Source organism: Kitasatospora sp. NPDC032150, from assembly GCF_055579945.1.
Window position 1 is genome coordinate 181,518 of record NZ_JBVIMH010000005.1, and the last position, 18,148, is coordinate 199,665.

Sequence of the window (18,148 nt, forward strand, 5' to 3'; positions counted from 1 at the left end):
GGCAGCGGAGCGGGAGCAGGCAGCGGAGCGGAAACAGGCAGCGGAGCGGGAGAGGGAGGACGGTGCGGTGATGCGGCCATGGCGGTTCGTGGTGTGGTTCGGCACGATCAGCATGCTGGCGGACTTCGTCTACGAGGGGGCCCGGTCGATCACCGGCCCGCTGCTGGCGTCCCTCGGTGCCTCCGCCGCCGTGGTCGGTGCGGTGACCGGTGCGGGCGAAGCCGCGGCACTCGGGCTGCGGCTGGTGTCCGGACCGCTGGCGGACCGGACCCGCCGCTACTGGACGATCGCGATCACCGGCTACACGCTCACGGTGGTGTCGGTGCCGCTGCTGGGGATCGCCGGGGCGCTGTGGCCGGCGTGCGTGCTGGTGATCGCCGAGCGGGTCGGCAAGGCCGTGCGCTCCCCGGCGAAGGACACCCTGCTCTCCCACGCGACCGCCGCCACCGGGCGCGGGCGCGGTTTCGCGGTGCACGAGGCGATGGACCAGGTCGGCGCGGTGATCGGCCCGCTCACGGTCGCCGGGATGCTCGCCTGGACCGGCAGCTACGGCCCGGCGCTCGGCGTCCTCGCCGTCCCCGGGGTGCTGGTCCTGACGCTGCTGTGCTGGCTGCGGCTCCGGGTGCCCGACCCGACCCGCTACGAGACCGCGGCCGAGCCGGTCCGCACCGACACCGCTGACCGGGACAGCGAGCGCCTGCCGAGGGCGTTCTGGCTGTACGCGACGTTCACGGCTGCGACGATGAGCGGGTTCGCCACGTTCGGCGTGCTCTCCTTCCACCTGGTCGAGCGCCACCTGCTGGCCGCCTCCCTGGTCCCGGTGCTGTACGCCGGGGCGATGCTGGCCGCCGCGCTGGGCGCGCTGGCCACGGGCTGGCTGTACGACCACATCGGCACCCGAGGCCTGACGGTGCTGCCACTACTGGCGGCCGCCGTCCCGGCAACGGCGTTCACCGACAGTCTCCCGGCGGTGGTGGCGGGCTCGCTGCTGTGGGGTGCCGCGACGGGTGTTCAGGAGTCCACGCTGAGGGCCACGGTGGCGGATCTGGTGGCCGGTCCCCGACGGGCCACCGCCTACGGCGTCTTCGCCGGCGTGGTCGGCGCAGCGACCTTCGCGGGCGGCACGCTGACCGGAGTGCTCTACACGGTCTCGATCCCCGTACTGATCACCACGGTCGCCGCGATCCAGTCCGCCGCACTGATCCTGCTGGCCGTCACCCTCGTCCGCCGTGCCTGACCCTCGGGCGGAGCTTCCCCGCGGGGTGGTGTCCGGCTCGGACGTTCGTGCTCCCGGTGTTCCCGAAGGGTGCGCCGCCTCCGCCGTGCGGCGTGCGGACGCAGGTCAGCGCCGCAGTCCGGTTCCGCGGCCTCGCCGCCCGGCGCCGACTGCTCCACGGTGTGGACGCGGTCGACGAGACTCCGCAGGACCGCTGGGACACCGAGGCTTGGTACGAAGCGGATCCCGCGGCACCGGGCAAGGCGCCCACCCGTACCGACCGGCGTGGGAGGCTACGGGGGCACCGCTTCCGCTCACCGCACCCAGGAGCCGCTCCATGCACCGCCCGCGCGCCACCTTCCGACTCGACGCGCTCGCCTCCGGGCACCCGACGGGCATCCTCGACGCCGCCGAGCAGGCCGAACGCCGGGGCATGGACCGGCTGATGGTCTCCGAGACCGCGTACGACCCGTTCGTCCAGCTGGCCCGCGCGGCCGACCGGACCAGCACGATCGAACTGGCCACCGGCGTCGCCGTCGCCTTCGCCCGCACCCCGATGACCCTCGCCTACCAGGCCTGGGGGCTGCACGCCGCCTCCGGCGGACGGGCCGTCATCGGCCTCGGCTCGCAGGTCAAGCCGCACATCGAGAAGCGTTTCGGGATGCCCTGGGACCGGCCGGCCGCGCGGATGCGCGAGTACGTCCACGCGGTGCGGGCGATCTGGCACAGCTGGCAGACCGGCGAACGGCTGCGGTTCCGCGGTGACTTCTACGCCCACACGCTGATGACCCCGGTCTTCTCCCCCGACCCGGTCCCCACCGGCGTGCCCCGGATCCTGCTGGCCGGTGTCGGCCCGCTGATGACCCGCACCGCCGGCGCGGTCGCCGACGGCTTCCTCAGCCACCCCTTCACCTCGGTCGCCTACCTGACCGGGCAGGTGTTGCCCGGCCTGACCGAGGCCCGTGCCCGGGCCGAGGCCGACGGCGCCGCCTGGACCGCCCGGCCCTTCGAGATCGCCGGCAGCGTGCTCACCGCCACCGGCCGGACCGAGGAGCAACTGCGCGCCAACCTGGCCGGCGTACGCGAGCGGCTGGCCTTCTACGCCTCCACACCCGCCTACCGCCCGGTGCTCGCCCAGCACGGCTGGGAGGACCTCCAGGAAGAGCTGCACCGGCTCTCGGTACGCGGACGCTGGCAGGAGATGGCCGAGCTGATCGACGACGAGGTGTTCGACACCTTCGCGGTCGCCGGCCCGGTCGAGGACGTCGCCCGGGAGATCCACCGCCGCTACGCCGGCCTGGTCACCCGGCTCTCCGTCAGCCTGCCGGACGGCGCCGACCCGGCACTCGGCCTGGACGTCCTGGACGCCGTCCGCGCACTGGACTGAGCCGGCCGCGCCGGAGCCGCCCCAGGCGCAGGCACTCCTCGCAGCCCCGCGGGGTGTGCGGCACCACCTCGCGGACGAGGGCGAGATGCGGATCCGGTACGGCGGTCATCGTGAGCCTCCTGGAGTGATCAGCCGGGCCGGCGGCCGGCGATGGCCCGCTCCACCCCCGTTGTCGGGCCGACGGCAATGGGACCGTTCCAGCGCGGCGCAGGTCAACTCATTTACCGCGAAGGCGAGTCGGAGACCGAGCCGCGGCCTCCTTGCGGCAGGAAACCCCGGAGCGGCCGCGGGTTCACACCGGGCGCCCGGGCGGGTCCTGCACGACACCGGCAATCACGGCGGTCACGACCCGGTGGACTGCTTCGGCCTCCGGCGGGGCGCCCTTCCGGTCGGCGAACAGCAGGTGCGCGGCGCCGATCAGCGTGGGAGCGAGCGTGTCGACATCGGCTTCGGCCGCGATGCGGCCCAGTTCGCGCTCGGCCGCGAGGTAGGAGGCGATCGCGGCCGCGGCCTCCGTCAGGACCGGGACTCCGGCCGGCCTGGTCCGGCGCAGCCGGGCGCGCAGGTCGTCCCGGAAGGTGACCAGGGCGATGATGGCCACGGCGACCGACTCGAAGAGCTCCGTCAGCACGCGGACGAGGTGGGTGGCGACGGTGCCGGTCCCGGCCAGGTCGCGCAGGACGGCGGCCTGGCCGTCGATCCGGCCGACGCGGTCCTGCACGAGCTCTGCCAGGAAGGCGTCGAAATCGGCGAAGTGCCGGTGCAGCACGCCCTTGGCGCAGCACGCCTCCGTGGTGACCGCCCGACTGGTCAGCGCGTTCGGCCCGTCCCGGAGCAGGATGCGCTCGGCGGCGTCGAACAGTTGCCGCCGTACGTCGTGGATGGCCACCCCTGTCGGCACGGTGTACCCCTTCTTGCCTCGATCGATCCCACCCGGTTGACGGGTGGGCAGATGCCCACTCATAGTGGGCGCATGCCCACTTTACCTCCGGAGCGGACTCCGCCCTCCAGCTACGAGCCTCACCAAGTCCGGGCGCTGGCCGAGTCGTTCGGCACGGACCCGGAACGCTATGACCGGGCCAGGCCCCGCTACCCGAACGCGATGGTGGAGGCGATCGTCGCCGCCTCCCCCGGGCCCGACGTGGTGGACGTCGGTACCGGCACCGGCATCGCGGCCCGGCAGTTCCAGGCGGCCGGCTGCACGGTCCTCGGGGTCGAGGTCGACCCGCGGATGGCCGCGTGGGCGCGGCAGCGCGGACTCGAGGTCGACGTGGCGACTTTTGAAGCCTGGGACCCGGCCGGCCGGACGTTCGATGCCGTCGTCTCCGGGCAGACCTGGCACTGGGTGGACCCGGTCGCGGGCGCGGCGAAGGCGGCCGAGGCACTGCGCCCCGGCGGTCGGCTGGCCGTGTTCTGGAACGTGGACCAACCGCCGCCCGAACTCGCGGAAGCCTTCGCCGCCGTCTACCGCCGGGTGCTGCCCGACTCGCTCGCCTCCCGCCGATGGACCACGACCGGCTCCGACGGATTCGCGACGCTGTCCACCAGGGCGGCCGACGGGATCCGGGAGACGGTCGCGTTCGGCGAGCCGGAGCAGTGGCGGTTCGACTGGGAACGGTCCTACACCCGCGACGAATGGCTGGACCAGCTGCCCACCACCGGCGGCCACACCCTGCTCCCGCCGGCCAAGTCCGAGGAGGTGCTGGCGGGCATCGGGGCCGCTGTCGACTCGGTGGGAGGCAGCTTCACGATGCGCTACGCCGCCGTTGTGGTCACCGCTGCGCGAACCGGCTCCGGCTGACCCGGATCCACAGGTCGGTCCGCCGGCGGATTCGCCGACTCGTACCGCACGCCGGCCCGTTGTCCTGCGGGCAGCCGGAGGACGCGCTGCCGGGCGGCTCGCCCGATCGGCTTGGGCGTGCCACCCGGCAGGCGACCGGGCCACCCTGGCTACCGCTTCCAGGGCCGGGCGAACTCGTGCAGCGCCGCCAGGGCGGCCGGAGCGAGCATCCGGTCGTTGACGGAGGTACCGGCCGGGTGGAGGAAGTGGTCCACACCGTCGAGGGCGCGCAGGCCGGGACCGGTGGTGTGTGCCTGGGTCAGCGCGGCGAGCAGCGGCGGCGTGGTCGTGCAGGGCACGTTGGCGTCGGCGGCGCCGCAGGTGACGGTGACCCGGGTGCCGGGGTGCAGACCACGGGCGACGTCCGGCGGGTAGACGGCGTCGTCGCTGCGCACGAAGCGGGCGTTGTCCGGGCCGAACAGCGCGTTCAGCAGTGCGGCGAGCGGCGGCAACAGGGTGCTGGTGTCGGCGGGGCGGCCGGCCCGGAAGTCCGCGATGGCGGCGGCGACGCCCGCCTCGTTGGCCTGGGCCACCGCTGCGCTGAACTGTCCGGCCGCCACGCCCTGGTCGAGTTGGGCGTCGAGCTGGAAGCCGAACATGTCGAGGAAGTGCTCGTCCTGCGGCGCGAGCAGGGCCAGCCCTGCGGGCGCGGGCCGTACGGTCCGGGCGAGCAGTAGCGCCTGCATGCCGCCCTCGCTGTGGCCGACGACCAGCAGGGCGTGCGGGTCCGCCTCCGGCTGCGCGCGCAGGGTGGCGTAGGCGGCCGCGGCCTGGCGGGTGAAGGCCGCCAGATCGATCCGGCCGGGATCACCCTGGTAGGCGCCGGACCCCGTCCGGCCGGTGAAGTACTTGTCGAAGCGCAGTGTCATGACGCCGTCTCCGCCGAGGGTTCCCGCGACCAGCGCGAGCGTCCCCGGCATGAGCTCCGGCGGCTGGTTGCCGTCACGGTCCGTGCTGCCGCTACCCGGCAGCAGCAGGGCCGCCGCCAGCCGTTGGCCGGCACGGTGGGCGGGCACGTGCAGGGTGCCGTACGCGGTGGTGCCGTCCACGGTGAACCGCACCTCACGATCGGCCGCGGGGACGACCGCCGCGTCGTGCTCGACCGCGCTCGCTGCCGGGGCGGCTAACCCCGCCACGGCGGCTGAGGCCACCAGCACAGCGGTCACCCGGGTACGCCAACGCATCTCTGTCTCCTTCGAGTTGGGGTCTGACTTTCAGGTCCGGCTCCGGATCAGGAGCCGGAAGTCAGCGGCCGATCAGCTGCATCACGAGGATGAATCCGAGGAACACGCCGATCGGCAGCAGGGCGCGCGGGTTGCCGAAGTTGAGGCTCCAGCCGATGCCGAACCGCTTGCCGACGAAGATCGCCGGGTCCTGGCGGTTGACGTAGACCACGCCGCCGAACCGCCAGTACCGGTCGTCGTCCCGGTGCACCGCATCGGTCCGGGCGGGCTCCGTGCCGTCCTCACCTTCCGGTACCGGCAGCCGACTGCCGGTGCGGCCGGTGCGGATCGCGACGGCGACGACGGCGACCATGCCGGCCCCGGCCGGTGCCAGCACGGGCAGCAGCGCGAGGCTTCGATCACCGTCCCAGACCTGCCAGCCCGCGCACAGGACCGTAACGTCGACGCAGGCGGTCAGCACCAGCAGCGCTGCCGACATCCGCACGATGTACCGGCGGTGCTGGAACGCGCTCGCGCCCGGCCGGGCCGGGTCCAGCTCCGCCCGGGAGCGGAAGGCGTACCAGGTCACCACCAGCAGCAGAGTGGTGACCGCGAGCTGTACGAAGACCGGAGAGAACGCGCTGCCGACCGACTTCGCGGCGTACCGGTCGACCGTCCCGCTGTCGCCGTAGTGCATCGGCAACTGGTCCGGCATCGACGGGTAGCGGACGACCGCCGCCACCGCGGTGACCGCGAGAACGGCCAGTGCCGGCACGGCCCACGGCCAGGGGAACCGCTCGGGACGGGTCCGCAGCGAGGTGTCCGCGACCACGGCCTGGCGCAGTCCGGCATACCAGTCCTCGCGCCGCTTGACGGCCAGGATCGCGCGCCGGGCACGGAGGTACCCGATCCCGGACACCGCGAGGACGGCGACGGACGGGAAGCCGGCCAGCGGCGTGCGCGGGTCGGCGAAGGCGAGCACCAGCCCGGCCGCGACCAGCACCCCGCCCACTCCGCCCACCAGCCAGCGGTACGCGCGACGCTGCGCGGCGATCACCGGGGCGTCCGCACGGGCGGGCGGTGTCCGCACACCGAAGGGCAGGGTCGGCCCGGTGAGGGAGGGCATCAGCCACGCCGTCAGCAGGACCACGGAAGGTATGACCTCTTGAATCACAGCTGTTCCGGTCGTCATGCCGGCTCTCCTCGACTTCCTCGCCCCGTACCGGACTTCACGTCCGGTCCCACGTCGTGTCCCGCACCCGGCCCCGTGCCCGGTGCCACGCCTCACTCCACGCCGAACGAGCCGACCACCCGCCCGCAGGCCTCCAGCACGGCCGTCCCGTCCATCCCCTGCGCGACCGCTTCGGCGAGCAGCGTCCGCAGCCGGCCCGGCCATTCTTCGGTGAACCCGGGCGGCGGCGGCCCGGAGCCCGGGTCGCGCTGAACGACCGCACCGCTCTTGCGGTTCAACCTCAGCAGGCCCTCCTGACGCAGCAGGTCGTAGGCCTTGTTGACGGTGTGGAAGTTGATGCCGAGGTCGCTCGCCAACTGCCGGGTCGACGGCAGCGCGCTCCCCTCGGCCAGATCCCCCGCGGCGATCGCCTCGACGACCCGATCCCTGATCTGCTGGTAGATCGGGACGTCGCTGCTCAGATCGATGCTCAGGATCACACTGCCTCCGGCTGACTATCTGCTCTAGTACTTATAGAACAGACAGGCAGGCGTCAGCAAGTGATCCATGCCTACGGCAGCCCGCCCGGGGCCCGAACCAGGGCGGCGAAGGCCGCGCCCCCGCCCGCCCGTGCCCGCCCGTGCCCGCCCGTGCCCGCCCGTGCCCACCTGTGCCGCCTTCGGGCAGAATCACCGCATGCGGCAGATCATCGTCATCGGCATCGGGGCGGGCGACCCCGACCACCTCACCCTGCAGGCGGTCAAGGCCATCGCCCGCACCGACGTCTTCCTCATCCTCGACAAGAGCGCGGAGCGCCAGGATCTGATCCGGCTCCGCCGGCAGCTGCTCGACGAGCACGCCCGCCCCGGCCACCGGCTCGTCGCCGCCCCCGACGCCGAACGCGACCGCACCGCACCCGGCTACCGGGAGGCCGTGGACGACTGGCGGCACCGGCGCGCAGACCTGGTGGAGCGGCTGATCACCGAGCACATCGGCCCGGACGAGACGGGAGCTCTGCTGGTCTGGGGCGACCCGAGCCTGTACGACAGCGTCATCGCCGTCGTCGCGGAGGTCCTGGCCCGGGGCCGGGTCACGTTCGAGTACGAGGTGGTGCCGGGCATCAGCAGCGTGTCCGCGCTGGCCGCCCGGCACCGCACCACCCTCACCAGCGTGGGCCGGCCGCTCCAGATCACCACGGGCCGCCGCCTGACCGCCGAAGGCATCCCCGACGGCGTGGACGACGTGGTGGTCATGCTGGACGGCCGGGCCGCCTTCACCGGCATCGACCCGAGCGGCCTGGACATCCACTACGGCGCCTACCTCGGCACCCCCGATGAGATCCTGGTCGCCGGCCCCCTGGACGAAACCGCCCCTCGCATCGCCGAGCTCCGCAGGCAGGCCCGCGCGCGCAAGGGCTGGATCATGGACACCTACCTACTGCGCCGTTCCACCGACTGACGTCCGCCGGCCGTCGCCACGGCCCACGGCCGATCGGACGGCCCCACCCGCACCGCGTTCGACGGCCACCCGTCTCCTGGCAGCCGTATGCGGCGGCCCGGCATTCCGGACCGCCGCCGATGCGACCTCGCCTGCCCCGAGGCGACCGGGGGAACGGCTACTGCGCCGTCCAGCGCTGGTTGGCGCCGCCGTTGCAGCCGTAGACCTCGACCGTGGTGCCGTTGACGTTGCCGGGCGGGAGGTTGCCGCCGGTGACGTCCAGGCAGAGGCCGTACTGGCTGGGGGTGGTGATGGAGCCGTCGGCGTTGAGCCGCCACTTCTGGGCGGCGCTGCCGTCGCAGGGCTGGATCACCACCGACGTGCCCCAGGCCAGGCTGCCGCCCGCGCCGCCGAGGCACTGGGTGCCGTTGTAGGTGCGCAGGTCACCGTTGGAGGTGAAGGACCATGCCTGGTTGGCACCGCCGTTGCAGTCCCAGATCTCGATCTTGGTGCCGGGCGCGGTCTGGTTGTTCCAGGCGTCCAGGCAGCGGCCGGAGGAGGCGGAGACCAGCTTGGTCGCCGTGCCGGAGGTGACCGGGCGGGCGGCGACCCGGTACAGCACCGTGCCGCCGGCCGGCACGGTGGCGCTGATCGTGCCGTCGGCGCTGACCGAAGTGCTGTGCGCCCAGAGGTCGTTGAGCGCGTACCCCGAGCTGCTGGTGGGCAGTCCGACCGCGCTCGCGGTGGTGGAGACCACGGCCGGTGCGGAGGTCTCGTTGATCAGGGCTACCGCCACGTCGCCGCCCGCCAGCGGGCGGCGCAGCACGTCCAGGCCGCCCGCGGTGGAGAGCGCCGTGCCCTGCTGTCCGAGGCTGTCCTGGTCGACGGCGATCACGTCCCGGTTCAGGTAGACGCTCAGGTCCTGCTGGCTGATCGGGTAGCCCGAGCTGCCGGCGGCCGCGGCCGTGCGCAGGTCAGCTCCGGAGATCAGCGGGGCGGCAAGCACGGCGGCGGCGGAGAGTTCGGTCTTCTCCTGGTCGTAACTGAGGCGCTGGTCGGGGTTGTTGGCGATGGAGGAGTAGTTGCCGGTCTCCAGCATGTCGATGTCGTTCCAGCCGCCGGGCCCGGCGTACTGCGCCTTGTCCAGGTCGGTGTGGATCAGCCTGGTGAGGCCGGCGAAGGAGGCGTCCCGGTCACCGTCGATCCGCCACATGTTGGCGACGCCCTTCCCCCAGACCCACGGCGTCTCGCCCTGCGCGGCGGGCTGGAGCGAGAGGCTGAGCACGACCGGCCGCCCGGTCGCGGCGAGTGCGTCGCGCATCCAGCCGTCCCGGGTCTGCAGCGGCAGCTTCTCGTCACCGACCCGCTGGTTCGGGTCGCTGGCGAGGCAGTTGTCGTACTTGAGGAAGTCGACGCCCCAGCCGGCGATGGTCCGGGCGTCCTGCTGCTCGTGGTCCAGGCTGCCGGGGAAGCCCTGGCAGGTGTGGTAGGTCGGGCTCTCGTAGACGCCGAACTTCAGCCCCTTGCCGTGCACGTACGCGGCGAGCGCTGCCAGGCCGTCGGGGTACTTCTGCGGGTCGGGCACCAGGTTGCCGCTGCTGTCCCGGGTGCGGCTCATCCAGCAGTCGTCGATGGTGAGGTACTGGTAGCCGGCGTCGCGCAGACCGCTCGCGGCCATGAAGTCGGCGGTGTCCTTGACGATCTGTTCGGTCGCGTTGCAGCCGAAGGTGTCCCAGCTGTTCCAACCCATCGGCGGGGTGCGGGCGAGGCCGTTGTCCAGGGCGTGGGCCGGCTCCGCGGCGAGCAGCGGGAGTGCGAGCGCGGGCAGCGAGAGGCAGACGGAGAGCAGGAGGCGCGAGAGCACGCGCATGGGGGCTCCAGGAGGGTCGGAGGGAGGGCGGAGCGGTTGGGGGCCGCTCCGCCCAGGGGTGTCAGGTCTGGCTGAAACCGGTGAAGTCGGCCTCGCCGCTGGTGCCTTCGCTGTGCGAGCTGGTGAACAGGCCGACGTCCTGGGTCGCGGTCACCCCGGGCAGGGTCGCGCTGCCGACCTGGGTCCAGCTGGTTCCGTCGGTGGAGTAGTAGCCGGTGTACGTGGACCCGGAGCGGACCAGCTTGAGCCAGCTCGGGTACGCGGCCTTGCCGCTGCCCTGGTTGGCGGGGGCGCTGTTGGAGTCGAGCTGGCCGCTGCCGGTGCTGTCCCACTGCAGGACGTAACCCTTGCCGGGCGCCTCGGCGAGGATCACGTAGCCCGGGGAACTGTTCGGCTTGGTGATGTCGTCGCGGACCATGATCCCGGCCTTCGCCCAGTCGCTGGTGTATGCCTGGGCGGTGAGCTTGACCACCGTGGTGGAGCCGTCGTGTTCGGCGCCGGGCCGGTAGATGGCGCTGTACTGGTCGACGCCGTAGTACAGGTCGGCGCCGGCGCCGTCGATCGCGAAGCTGCCGTTCTGGGCGCCGAAGACGGCCGTGTTGTCGGTGAAGGTCCGCAGCGGCGCCTGGACGGGTGCGGCTAGCTCCACCTGTTGCGGCGAGCCGCTCTTCTCGACCCCGGCGGGGGTGTCGGCGGTCACCGTTCCGGTCACGGTGGCGTGGGTGATCGGCGCGGGCAGTACGGCGGGCGCGGTGACCTGGAACCGGACGGTGGCCTGCTCGCCGCCGGTGAACCGCGGGAACCCGGTACGGGTGGTCGGTTTGACGGTCCATCCGTTCGGCGCGTCGAGCCCGACGGCCACGTGGCGCGCGGCGCCGACGCCGTTGTTGACGAGGGTCGCGGTCACGGTGGCCGTGCTGCCCGCGGACCACTCCGGCGTGCTGGTCCGCAGCACCAGGTCCGGGGCGTACCGCTCGGGCGTCCTGGTGGGCGCGACCCGGTACATCACCGTGCCGTGTCCCGGCACGGTGGCGCTGATCGTGCCGGCCGTCTCGGTGGTGCGGTGCGCCCACAGGTCGCGCAGCGTGTAGCCCTTGGCGCTCGGTAGCCCGACGGCGGCGGCGGTGGTGGAGATGACGGCGGGCGCGGTGTTCTCGTTGAACAGGGTCACCGCGACGCTGCCGTCGGCGAGCGGCTTGGCCAGGACGTCGAGCCCACCGGTGGTGCTCACCGGCACGCCCTGCCTGCCGAGCCGGTCCTGGTCGACGGCGATGACCTCGCGGTTGCCGTATATCGCCAGGGTGGCCGGGCCGGCGGTGCGCAGATCGGTGCCCGCGATCAGCGGCGCGGCCATCTCGGCCCAGAGCGAGAACTCGGTGCGGTCCTCGGTCGGCGTCATGCCGTTGCCGACCTCCAGCATGTCCGGGTCGTTCCAGGCGCCCGGCTTCGCCGAGGCGGCGAGCGGCATGTTCTGGTGGACGATGGACAGCATCCGGCCGTAGGAGGCGTCGATGTCGCCGGTGGTGCGCCAGAGGTTGCCGACCGAGCCGCCCCAGGACGCGACGGACTCCTCGCCCCAGTTGCAGAGGCTGTAGACGATCTGCCGGCCGGTCCTGGCCAGCGCGTCGCCCATGGCCTGGTAGCGCTGCTTGGCGGGCAGGCCCATGTTGTAGCAGTTGTCGTACTTCAGATAGTCGACTCCCCAGGAGGCGAAGGAGTTCGCGTCCTGCTGTTCGTGCCCGAGGCTGCCGGGGTATCCGGCGCAGGTCATCGTGCCGGCGCTCTGGTAGATGCCGAGTTTGAGGCCTTTGGCGTGCACGTAGTCCGCGACGCCCTTGATGCCGTCGGGGAACTTGACAGGGTCCGGCACCAGATTGCCGCTCGCGTCCCGGGACTTGGTGAGCCAGCAGTCGTCGATGTTGACGTACTGGTATCCGGCGGCCTTGAGCCCGCTGGAGACGAGCCGGTCGGCGGTCTGCTCGACCAGCTTCGCGCTGACGTCGCAGCCGAAAGCGTTCCAGTCGTTCCAGCCCATCGGCGGGGTGAGCGCCAGGCCGTTGTCGATCGCGGCGGCGGGTGTGGCGGTGAGGGGGACGGCCGCGAGGGGTGCGGCCGCCAGCGTGGCCGCGACCAGCGCAGCCCACGTCTTGCGCATCGGTTCTCCTGGGTCCGGAAGGGTGGCGGACGGTATACGGCGGAGCTGTTGCCTTGCGCAGGGCGTGGCCAAGAGAACCAAAGTCAACAGAAACCGTCAATACTCAACGCATCAACGCGACATGTTGATCAACCGGGGTGCGCCCGGGTCAGGGCGCGCATCAGGTCGTGATCAGTCCGTGGGAGTCACCTCGCGATGGGACCTGATCCGCAGACAGTGTTGCGTGACGTAAACACAAGTGATCGGCATAGCATGGGAGTTCGGCCGCTCCAGCCAGCCAGGGCAGGTGGACCTGCCTCTGAGGTGCCAGCGGTGTACGAAGGCCGCACTCACGCCCGTTGCTCCACCACAGGGCGAAGTCGACGGATCGCCGAGTATTCCGAGCCAGTGCCGCTCGGCCGTATGAGCGGGCTGGCGTCGAACCCTCGAACGCGCCCGCGCCCGGAAATGGTGTCGGTGCACCGCCAGACGTGTGTTTCTGTTAGAACTTGTTGACTATTGCTCATTTAGCCTTCATATTGAGCACCGCTCGACCTCAACTCCCCACCCTCGCCCCCGTCCTGGAGACCACCCATGGGTCGCAGCAGCCTGCCTTCGACATGCCGCACCGCCCTCAGCGCAGTCCTGGCGCTTCTGGGCGCACTCAGCGGCCTGGCCACGTCACCGGTCGCCCGGGCCGCCCCTGCCTCCACGACGGCCGCCACCTCCACCGCCATCACTGTCGACGGCACCGAGCCGGGCCTCACCTTCGACGGCGTCGGTGCGATCTCCGGCGGCGGCGGCAACTCACGCCTGTTGGTCGACTATCCGGAGCCGCAGCGCAGCCAATTGCTCGACTACCTGTTCAAGCCCGGTTACGGCGCCTCGCTGCAGGTGCTGAAGCTGGAGATCGGGGGCGACACCAACTCCACCGACGGCGCCGAGCCCAGCATCGAGCACACCGCCGGCACCGTCGACTGCGACCAGGGCTACGAGTGGTGGCTGGCCGAACAGGCCAAGGCCCGCAACCCCGGCATCAAGTTCTACGGCCTGTCCTGGGGCGCCCCCGGCTGGATCGGCGGCGGCAACTTCTGGTCCCGGGACACCATCGACTACCTGATGTCCTGGATGGGGTGCGCCGCCAAGCACCACCTGACCGTCGACTACCTCGGCGGGTGGAACGAGCGCGGCTACGACAAGACCTGGTACGAGGACCTCAAGGCCGCGCTGACCTCTCGCGGTTACGCCACCAAGGTGGTCGCCGCCGACGACACCTGGGCCGTGGCCGACGATATGGCCAAGGACCCGGCATTCAGGAACGCGGTCGACATCGTCGGCGTCCACTACCCCTGCGGCTACCTCGGCTCCTTCAACTCCTGCCCCAGCACCGCGAACGCCAAGGCGCTGGGCAAGCCGCTGTGGGCGAGCGAGAACGGCTCCGAGGACGCCAACGAGGGCGCCACCTCGGTGGCTCGCGCGATCAACCGGGACTACCTCGACGGGAAGATGACCTCGTTCGTCAACTGGCCCGTCATCGCCGCGCTCTACCCCAACCTCCACTTCTCCACCGACGGCATGTCGATCGCCGACCAGCCCTGGTCCGGCAGCTACAACATCGGCAAGACCACCTGGGTCACCGCGCACACCACCCAGTTCGCCAAGCCCGGCTGGCACTACATCGACTCCGCCGGCGGCTACCTCGGCGGAGATCGCACCAACGGCAGCTACGTGACCCTGGAGTCCCCGAACAACAGGGACTACAGCACCGTCATCGAGACCATGGACGCCACCACCGCCCGGAGCGCGAAGTTCACCATCACCGGGGGCCTGTCCACCGGAAAGGTCCACGTCTGGGCCACCAACCTCAACTCCGCCGACCCGGCTGACTGGTTCGTCCGTACCCAGGACATCGCTCCGGCCCACGGCAGCTACACGCTCACCCTCCAGCCCGGCCACGTCTACACCGTCACCACCACCACCGGTCAGGGCAAGGGCAGCGCCACCCCGCCCGCCGCCGCCCCGCTCGAGCTGCCCTACGCGGACGACTTCGAGACGCCGGCCACCACGACGTCCCCGAAGTACTTCACGGACATGAACGGCGCCTTCCAGACCGTCCCCTGCGGCGGCGGCCGCACCGGCACCTGCCTGCGCCAGATGGCCCCGACGACGCCGATCCGCTGGACCGACGAGCCCTACAACGCGCCCTACACGATGATGGGCGACGGCAGCTGGTCCAACTACACCGTCACCGCCGACACCCTCTTCGAGCAGTCGAGCACCATCGAGCTCCTCGGCCGGGTCAACCAGCAGGGCCGCAACAACAACGGCCTCAACGCCTACCACCTGCGCGTCAGCGACACCGGCGCCTGGTCCATCGACAAGAGCGACACCGACTGGAACTTCACCACCCTCGCCGGCGGCTCCACCACCGCCCTCGGCACCGACAGCTGGCACACCGTCGCCCTCTCCCTCCAGGACACCACCCTCACGGCCACCATCGACGGCACCGTCGTCGGCAGCGCCACCGACGGCAGCTTCACCAACGGCCAGGCCGGCCTCGGCGTGACCGGCTACCGGACCGACCAGTTCGACGACTTCACCCTCACCCCCGGCACGCCCTCCACCCACACCGGTCCGATCACCTCCGCCCTGCCCGGCAAGTGCGTCGACGACGACGGCGACTCCACCGCCAACGGCACCGCGGTGCAGCTCTGGGACTGCAACGGCGGCGCCGCACAGACGTGGACCTGGACCAACGGCACCCTCACCCACGGCGGCAAGTGCCTCGACGTCACCGGTGGCGGCACCGCCGACGGCACCCTGGTCGAGCTGTGGGACTGCAACGGCGGCACCAACCAGCAGTGGACGTCCCAGCCGGACGGTACCCTGAAGAGCACCCAGTCCGGCCGCTGCCTCGACGACCCGGCCTACGCCACCACCAACGGCACCCGGCTGGAGATCTGGGACTGCAACGGCGGCACCAACCAGCGGTGGACCCTGCCGTAATGGCCGACCGCGACCAGGCCGACCAGTGGACCTGCGGGGCGGGCAAGGCCAACCAGCAGTGGACCGCCTCGTAGCGCGGCCGTGACCCACACCTCCCGGCGACGTCCGGACCCCGTGTCCGCGGGCGAGTCACCCGGCTCGCCCGCGGACACCGGTGGTCCAGTCGCGACCGTGCGGCCGGACCTGGCCGGCGTCATGCGGCGCCGGGTGGGCCGGGCTGCTACTGGCCGGGCTTGCCGCCGTGGTTGGCCTTCTTCTTGCGGCGGGCCTTCTTCTTGCGTGCGCGCTTGGACATCGTGCTCCTGTCGTGCCGTTCGTCGTGCGGATCCGGGTGGGGTCAGGCCCCGGTGGTGACCAACTGGTCGGCGAGCTTGGCCAGTCGGCGCTGGGAGCGCTCCTCGTGAACCGCGACCGCGGTGGGCGCGACGTCGCCGCCGTCGTAGTACTCGCCGTTGACGAGGCGGACGGCGGGAAGGCAGAGACGGACCACCGCGGCCGCTCCCTCGGCCGGCGGCGCGCCGACCCGCCCGTACAGCGGGAGCAGGGCGGTGTCGCACAGGCCGGGGTTGACGCTGACGGCGGTGATGCCGGAACCCGCGGGGGCCATGTGGCGGGTGGCCATGCTCAGCGCCAGCTGGGACTGGGCGTAGGCGGCGACCCGGGAGTACCGCTTGGCCCGGTTCGGGTCGGTCCAGTTCATCGAGGCGGTGCGGTGCAGGGAGGACGAGACGTTGATGATCCGGGCGTCGCCGGCCGCCGACAGCGGGGCACGCAACATCTTGGCGAGCAGGTTCGCGGCGAGGAAGTTGACCTGGAAGGAGACTTCGACGCCGTCCTCGGAGAGGGTGCAGCGCTCAGGGGCCATGATCGCGGCGTTGTTGATCAGCAGGTGCACCGCCGGGAAGGTACGGGCCACGGTCTCCGCCAGGTTCGCGACATCGGCGAGCCGGGTGAAGTCCGCTGTGAAGACGTGGAGTCGGTCCCGTGAGACGCCGTGCTCGACCAGACGCTCGACGGCGCTCACGCCCTCGTCGGGAGTCCGGGCGTGCACCAGGACGGTGGCGCCCCGTTCGGCGAGCAGCCGGGCGGTCTCCCAGCCGATGCCGGAGGAGGCACCGGTGACGAGGGCGATGCGGTCGGACAGGAATGCGGACATGGTTCATCCATGGGTGTGCGGGCACGCCCGGGGTACCGGAGAACGCGCAGGCGCGCTTCCGGGTGCCGGGGGTGCGGGAAGTGGAATCGGTACGCCCGAAAGGCCTCTGCTCACAGGGCCGGGCGGCGGAAGGCGCGGACGGACCGCTGCTGTTGCCTTCCGGTGATGCGTGATCGGCGCGATCTGCGCTCGCCTGCGTGAGGCGGTGGCGCTAGCTGACGGCGCGGATGACCGGGACGGCAGCCTGCGCCCGCGGATGCGGCGGGCGGTCGTGGTGGCGTGCCGGACGGTTCATGCGGTTCATTCAAGTACCCGGGGATCGTCCGAGCAAGGCCGGTTCACTCGCCCTGATGAATCCTTGATACGACCTCTGCTGCACCGACCCGGCAGCCGGACCACCGGCGGGTCGGCCGGCTCGATGCCGACGGACGGCGGCACAACCCGGCCGGACCGTCGCACGGTTGGGGTGGCGGGCCTAAGGCCGACGGCCGACACCGGGTGAAACCGGTCCCGGTGACGGCCAGTTGACTCGCGCTCAAGCCGGCAAGCCCGCCAGGGCGGCGATGACGCCGAGAGCACCGGCGCCGAGCAGGGCGCTGACGACGCCGCGTCGCACGACAAGGAGCCAGACGACCGCGGCGGCGAGCACGGCGTACTGCCAGAGGTGCTGGAGGGCGAGGGCCAGCGGGATGGCGGATCCGGCGATGGCGCCGATGACCGCGGGGCCCGCACCGGTGAAGAACGCCTGTACCCGGGCGTCGGCCCTGAGCCGGTCGAAGCGGGGGCCGCCGAGGAGGACGAACAGGAACGAAGGGGCGAAGGCGACCGCGGCCGCCAGCAATCCGCCGACGGTGCCGGCCGCGGCGTAGCCGACGACGGCGACGGTCTGGACGACCGGGCCGGGGGTGATCTGGCCGAGGGCGACGGCGTTGAGGAACTGGCCGCCGGTCATCCAGTGGTAGTGGTCGACGGCGTCCGCCTGCATGAGCGGGATGATGACGAACCCGCCACCGTAGGAGAGGGCACCGACCTTGAACGCCACCCAGGCCAGAGCCGCCAGTCCGCCGGTCGCGGCGGGGGCGGCGATGGCGAGCGGCAGCGGCCACGTACGCGCGCGGGCGCGTCCCGGTTCGGCGGCGGGTCGGGTGCGCACGGCCGTCTCGACGAGGCCGGCGGCGATGAGCACCAGGACCAGCCACGGCCCGGTCAGGACTGCGGCCAGGCCGCCGGCGAGGGCGTGGGCGAGCCAGCGGGCGCTCGCCCGGCCGGCGCGCTGCCGGCTTGCCGGAACCAGCGCGAAGGCGGATTGGAGAGCGACCGCGGCGACGCCCGATCCGGCTCCGGCGGCAGCGCCTCGTACCCAAAGGGGCGGGCTGTCGGCGAGGAAGAGGTTCGACAGCGCCAGTATGAGCAGCAGGCCGGGGACGATGAAGCACAGGCCGCCGACCAGGGCTCCCGGTATGCCCCGCAGCCGCCAGGCCGTGAAGATCGCCAGCTGGGTGGACGCCGGTCCGGGCAGCAGGTTGGTCGCCGCGATGCCGTCCTCGAACTCCTGCGCGGCGATCCAGCCCCGGCGTTCCACGCACAGCCGGCGCAGCAGCGCGATGTGGGCGGGCGGCCCGCCGAAGCCGGTGCAGCCGATCCGCCCCCACTCTCGCGCGATCGTGCCCAGTCCGACTCGCCGCGGCTCCTGCTCGCCGTCCACCTGAGAGTTCCTTTCCCGTGCCCACCAGCCCCCGCCGGGGCCGGGGTGAGGGTACCTGAGCGG

At 72.1% G+C, this 18,148-nt stretch carries 14 protein-coding genes; 5 read left to right on the plus strand and 9 right to left on the minus strand.

The annotated features are described in order from the left end of the window. Window positions 1-70: 70 nt before the first annotated feature. Entirely contained in the window at window positions 71-1,237 is a 1,167-nt protein-coding gene (locus ACZ5ON_RS08910; protein WP_465587959.1) for an MFS transporter, read from the plus strand. A gap of 316 nt (window positions 1,238-1,553) precedes the next feature. Continuing rightward, window positions 1,554-2,603, plus strand: coding sequence for a TIGR03617 family F420-dependent LLM class oxidoreductase (locus ACZ5ON_RS08915; RefSeq protein WP_465587686.1), 1,050 nt, complete (start codon window positions 1,554-1,556; stop codon window positions 2,601-2,603). Window positions 2,604-2,895: 292 nt separating this feature from the next. On the opposite strand, the gene ACZ5ON_RS08920 is transcribed toward ACZ5ON_RS08915, so the two are convergent. Further along, window positions 2,896-3,504 (minus strand): TetR/AcrR family transcriptional regulator, encoded by a 609-nt coding sequence (locus tag ACZ5ON_RS08920; protein WP_465587689.1) that lies wholly within the window; start codon window positions 3,502-3,504, stop codon window positions 2,896-2,898. A gap of 72 nt (window positions 3,505-3,576) precedes the next feature. Here ACZ5ON_RS08920 and ACZ5ON_RS08925 point away from each other — a divergent pair, with 72 nt between their 5' ends. Continuing rightward, complete coding sequence (locus ACZ5ON_RS08925; protein WP_465587692.1) at window positions 3,577-4,404, plus strand: class I SAM-dependent methyltransferase; 828 nt, start codon at window positions 3,577-3,579, stop codon at window positions 4,402-4,404. Between the two features lie 149 nt (window positions 4,405-4,553). Here the strand turns inward: ACZ5ON_RS08925 and ACZ5ON_RS08930 are convergent, their stop codons facing one another. The 3 genes from ACZ5ON_RS08930 to ACZ5ON_RS08940 form a co-directional block, all read right to left on the minus strand. Further along, window positions 4,554-5,627 carry an alpha/beta hydrolase family protein gene (locus ACZ5ON_RS08930; protein WP_465587696.1) on the minus strand — a complete coding sequence of 358 codons (1,074 nt, stop codon included), beginning with the start codon at window positions 5,625-5,627 and terminating at the stop codon, window positions 4,554-4,556. Between the two features lie 61 nt (window positions 5,628-5,688). Beyond that, window positions 5,689-6,798 (minus strand): DUF1648 domain-containing protein, encoded by a 1,110-nt coding sequence (locus tag ACZ5ON_RS08935; RefSeq protein WP_465587699.1) that lies wholly within the window; start codon window positions 6,796-6,798, stop codon window positions 5,689-5,691. A 92-nt stretch (window positions 6,799-6,890) separates the two neighbouring features. Further along, window positions 6,891-7,277 (minus strand): GntR family transcriptional regulator, encoded by a 387-nt coding sequence (locus tag ACZ5ON_RS08940; protein WP_465587702.1) that lies wholly within the window; start codon window positions 7,275-7,277, stop codon window positions 6,891-6,893. 196 nt (window positions 7,278-7,473) lie between these two features. On the opposite strand from ACZ5ON_RS08940, the gene cobF reads away from it, so the two are divergent. After that, a complete protein-coding gene (gene cobF / locus ACZ5ON_RS08945; RefSeq protein ID WP_465587705.1) occupies window positions 7,474-8,235 on the plus strand; it encodes a precorrin-6A synthase (deacetylating) in 762 nt (253 codons plus the stop codon). A gap of 157 nt (window positions 8,236-8,392) precedes the next feature. On the opposite strand, the gene ACZ5ON_RS08950 is transcribed toward cobF, so the two are convergent. Both ACZ5ON_RS08950 and ACZ5ON_RS08955 read right to left on the minus strand, forming a co-directional pair. Further along, the gene (locus ACZ5ON_RS08950) at window positions 8,393-10,084 is read right to left on the minus strand and encodes a glycoside hydrolase family 27 protein (RefSeq protein WP_465587708.1); all 1,692 of its coding nucleotides are present in this window, start codon (window positions 10,082-10,084) and stop codon (window positions 8,393-8,395) included. A gap of 61 nt (window positions 10,085-10,145) precedes the next feature. Then, window positions 10,146-12,239: an NEW3 domain-containing protein gene (locus ACZ5ON_RS08955; RefSeq protein ID WP_465587713.1), complete on the minus strand. Its 2,094-nt coding sequence runs from the start codon at window positions 12,237-12,239 to the stop codon at window positions 10,146-10,148. A 573-nt stretch (window positions 12,240-12,812) separates the two neighbouring features. Between ACZ5ON_RS08955 and ACZ5ON_RS08960 the strand changes: the two genes are divergently transcribed. Beyond that, window positions 12,813-15,224: a ricin-type beta-trefoil lectin domain protein gene (locus ACZ5ON_RS08960; RefSeq protein ID WP_465587717.1), complete on the plus strand. Its 2,412-nt coding sequence runs from the start codon at window positions 12,813-12,815 to the stop codon at window positions 15,222-15,224. A 220-nt stretch (window positions 15,225-15,444) separates the two neighbouring features. On the opposite strand, the gene ACZ5ON_RS08965 is transcribed toward ACZ5ON_RS08960, so the two are convergent. From ACZ5ON_RS08965 to chrA, 3 genes are all read right to left on the minus strand, one after another. Continuing rightward, a complete protein-coding gene (locus tag ACZ5ON_RS08965) occupies window positions 15,445-15,519 on the minus strand; it encodes a 50S ribosomal protein bL37 (RefSeq protein WP_380231613.1) in 75 nt (24 codons plus the stop codon). A gap of 42 nt (window positions 15,520-15,561) precedes the next feature. After that, on the minus strand, window positions 15,562-16,380 hold the full coding sequence (locus ACZ5ON_RS08970) for an SDR family NAD(P)-dependent oxidoreductase (RefSeq protein ID WP_465587720.1): 819 nt from the start codon (window positions 16,378-16,380) through the stop codon (window positions 15,562-15,564). Between the two features lie 535 nt (window positions 16,381-16,915). After that, window positions 16,916-18,085 carry a chromate efflux transporter gene (gene chrA / locus ACZ5ON_RS08975; RefSeq protein ID WP_465587722.1) on the minus strand — a complete coding sequence of 390 codons (1,170 nt, stop codon included), beginning with the start codon at window positions 18,083-18,085 and terminating at the stop codon, window positions 16,916-16,918. Window positions 18,086-18,148 lie beyond the last annotated feature (63 nt).

Coding starts and splice junctions, on each gene's coding strand:
- ACZ5ON_RS08910 (WP_465587959.1), top strand. CDS start 71: ATGCGGCCATGGCGGTTCGTGGTGTGGTTCGGCACGATCAGCATGCTG.
- ACZ5ON_RS08915 (WP_465587686.1), top strand. CDS start 1,554: ATGCACCGCCCGCGCGCCACCTTCCGACTCGACGCGCTCGCCTCCGGG.
- ACZ5ON_RS08925 (WP_465587692.1), top strand. CDS start 3,577: ATGCCCACTTTACCTCCGGAGCGGACTCCGCCCTCCAGCTACGAGCCT.
- ACZ5ON_RS08930 (WP_465587696.1), bottom strand. CDS start 5,627: ATGCGTTGGCGTACCCGGGTGACCGCTGTGCTGGTGGCCTCAGCCGCC.
- ACZ5ON_RS08935 (WP_465587699.1), bottom strand. CDS start 6,798: ATGACGACCGGAACAGCTGTGATTCAAGAGGTCATACCTTCCGTGGTC.
- cobF (WP_465587705.1), top strand. CDS start 7,474: ATGCGGCAGATCATCGTCATCGGCATCGGGGCGGGCGACCCCGACCAC.
- ACZ5ON_RS08950 (WP_465587708.1), bottom strand. CDS start 10,084: ATGCGCGTGCTCTCGCGCCTCCTGCTCTCCGTCTGCCTCTCGCTGCCC.
- ACZ5ON_RS08955 (WP_465587713.1), bottom strand. CDS start 12,239: ATGCGCAAGACGTGGGCTGCGCTGGTCGCGGCCACGCTGGCGGCCGCA.
- ACZ5ON_RS08960 (WP_465587717.1), top strand. CDS start 12,813: ATGGGTCGCAGCAGCCTGCCTTCGACATGCCGCACCGCCCTCAGCGCA.
- ACZ5ON_RS08970 (WP_465587720.1), bottom strand. CDS start 16,380: ATGTCCGCATTCCTGTCCGACCGCATCGCCCTCGTCACCGGTGCCTCC.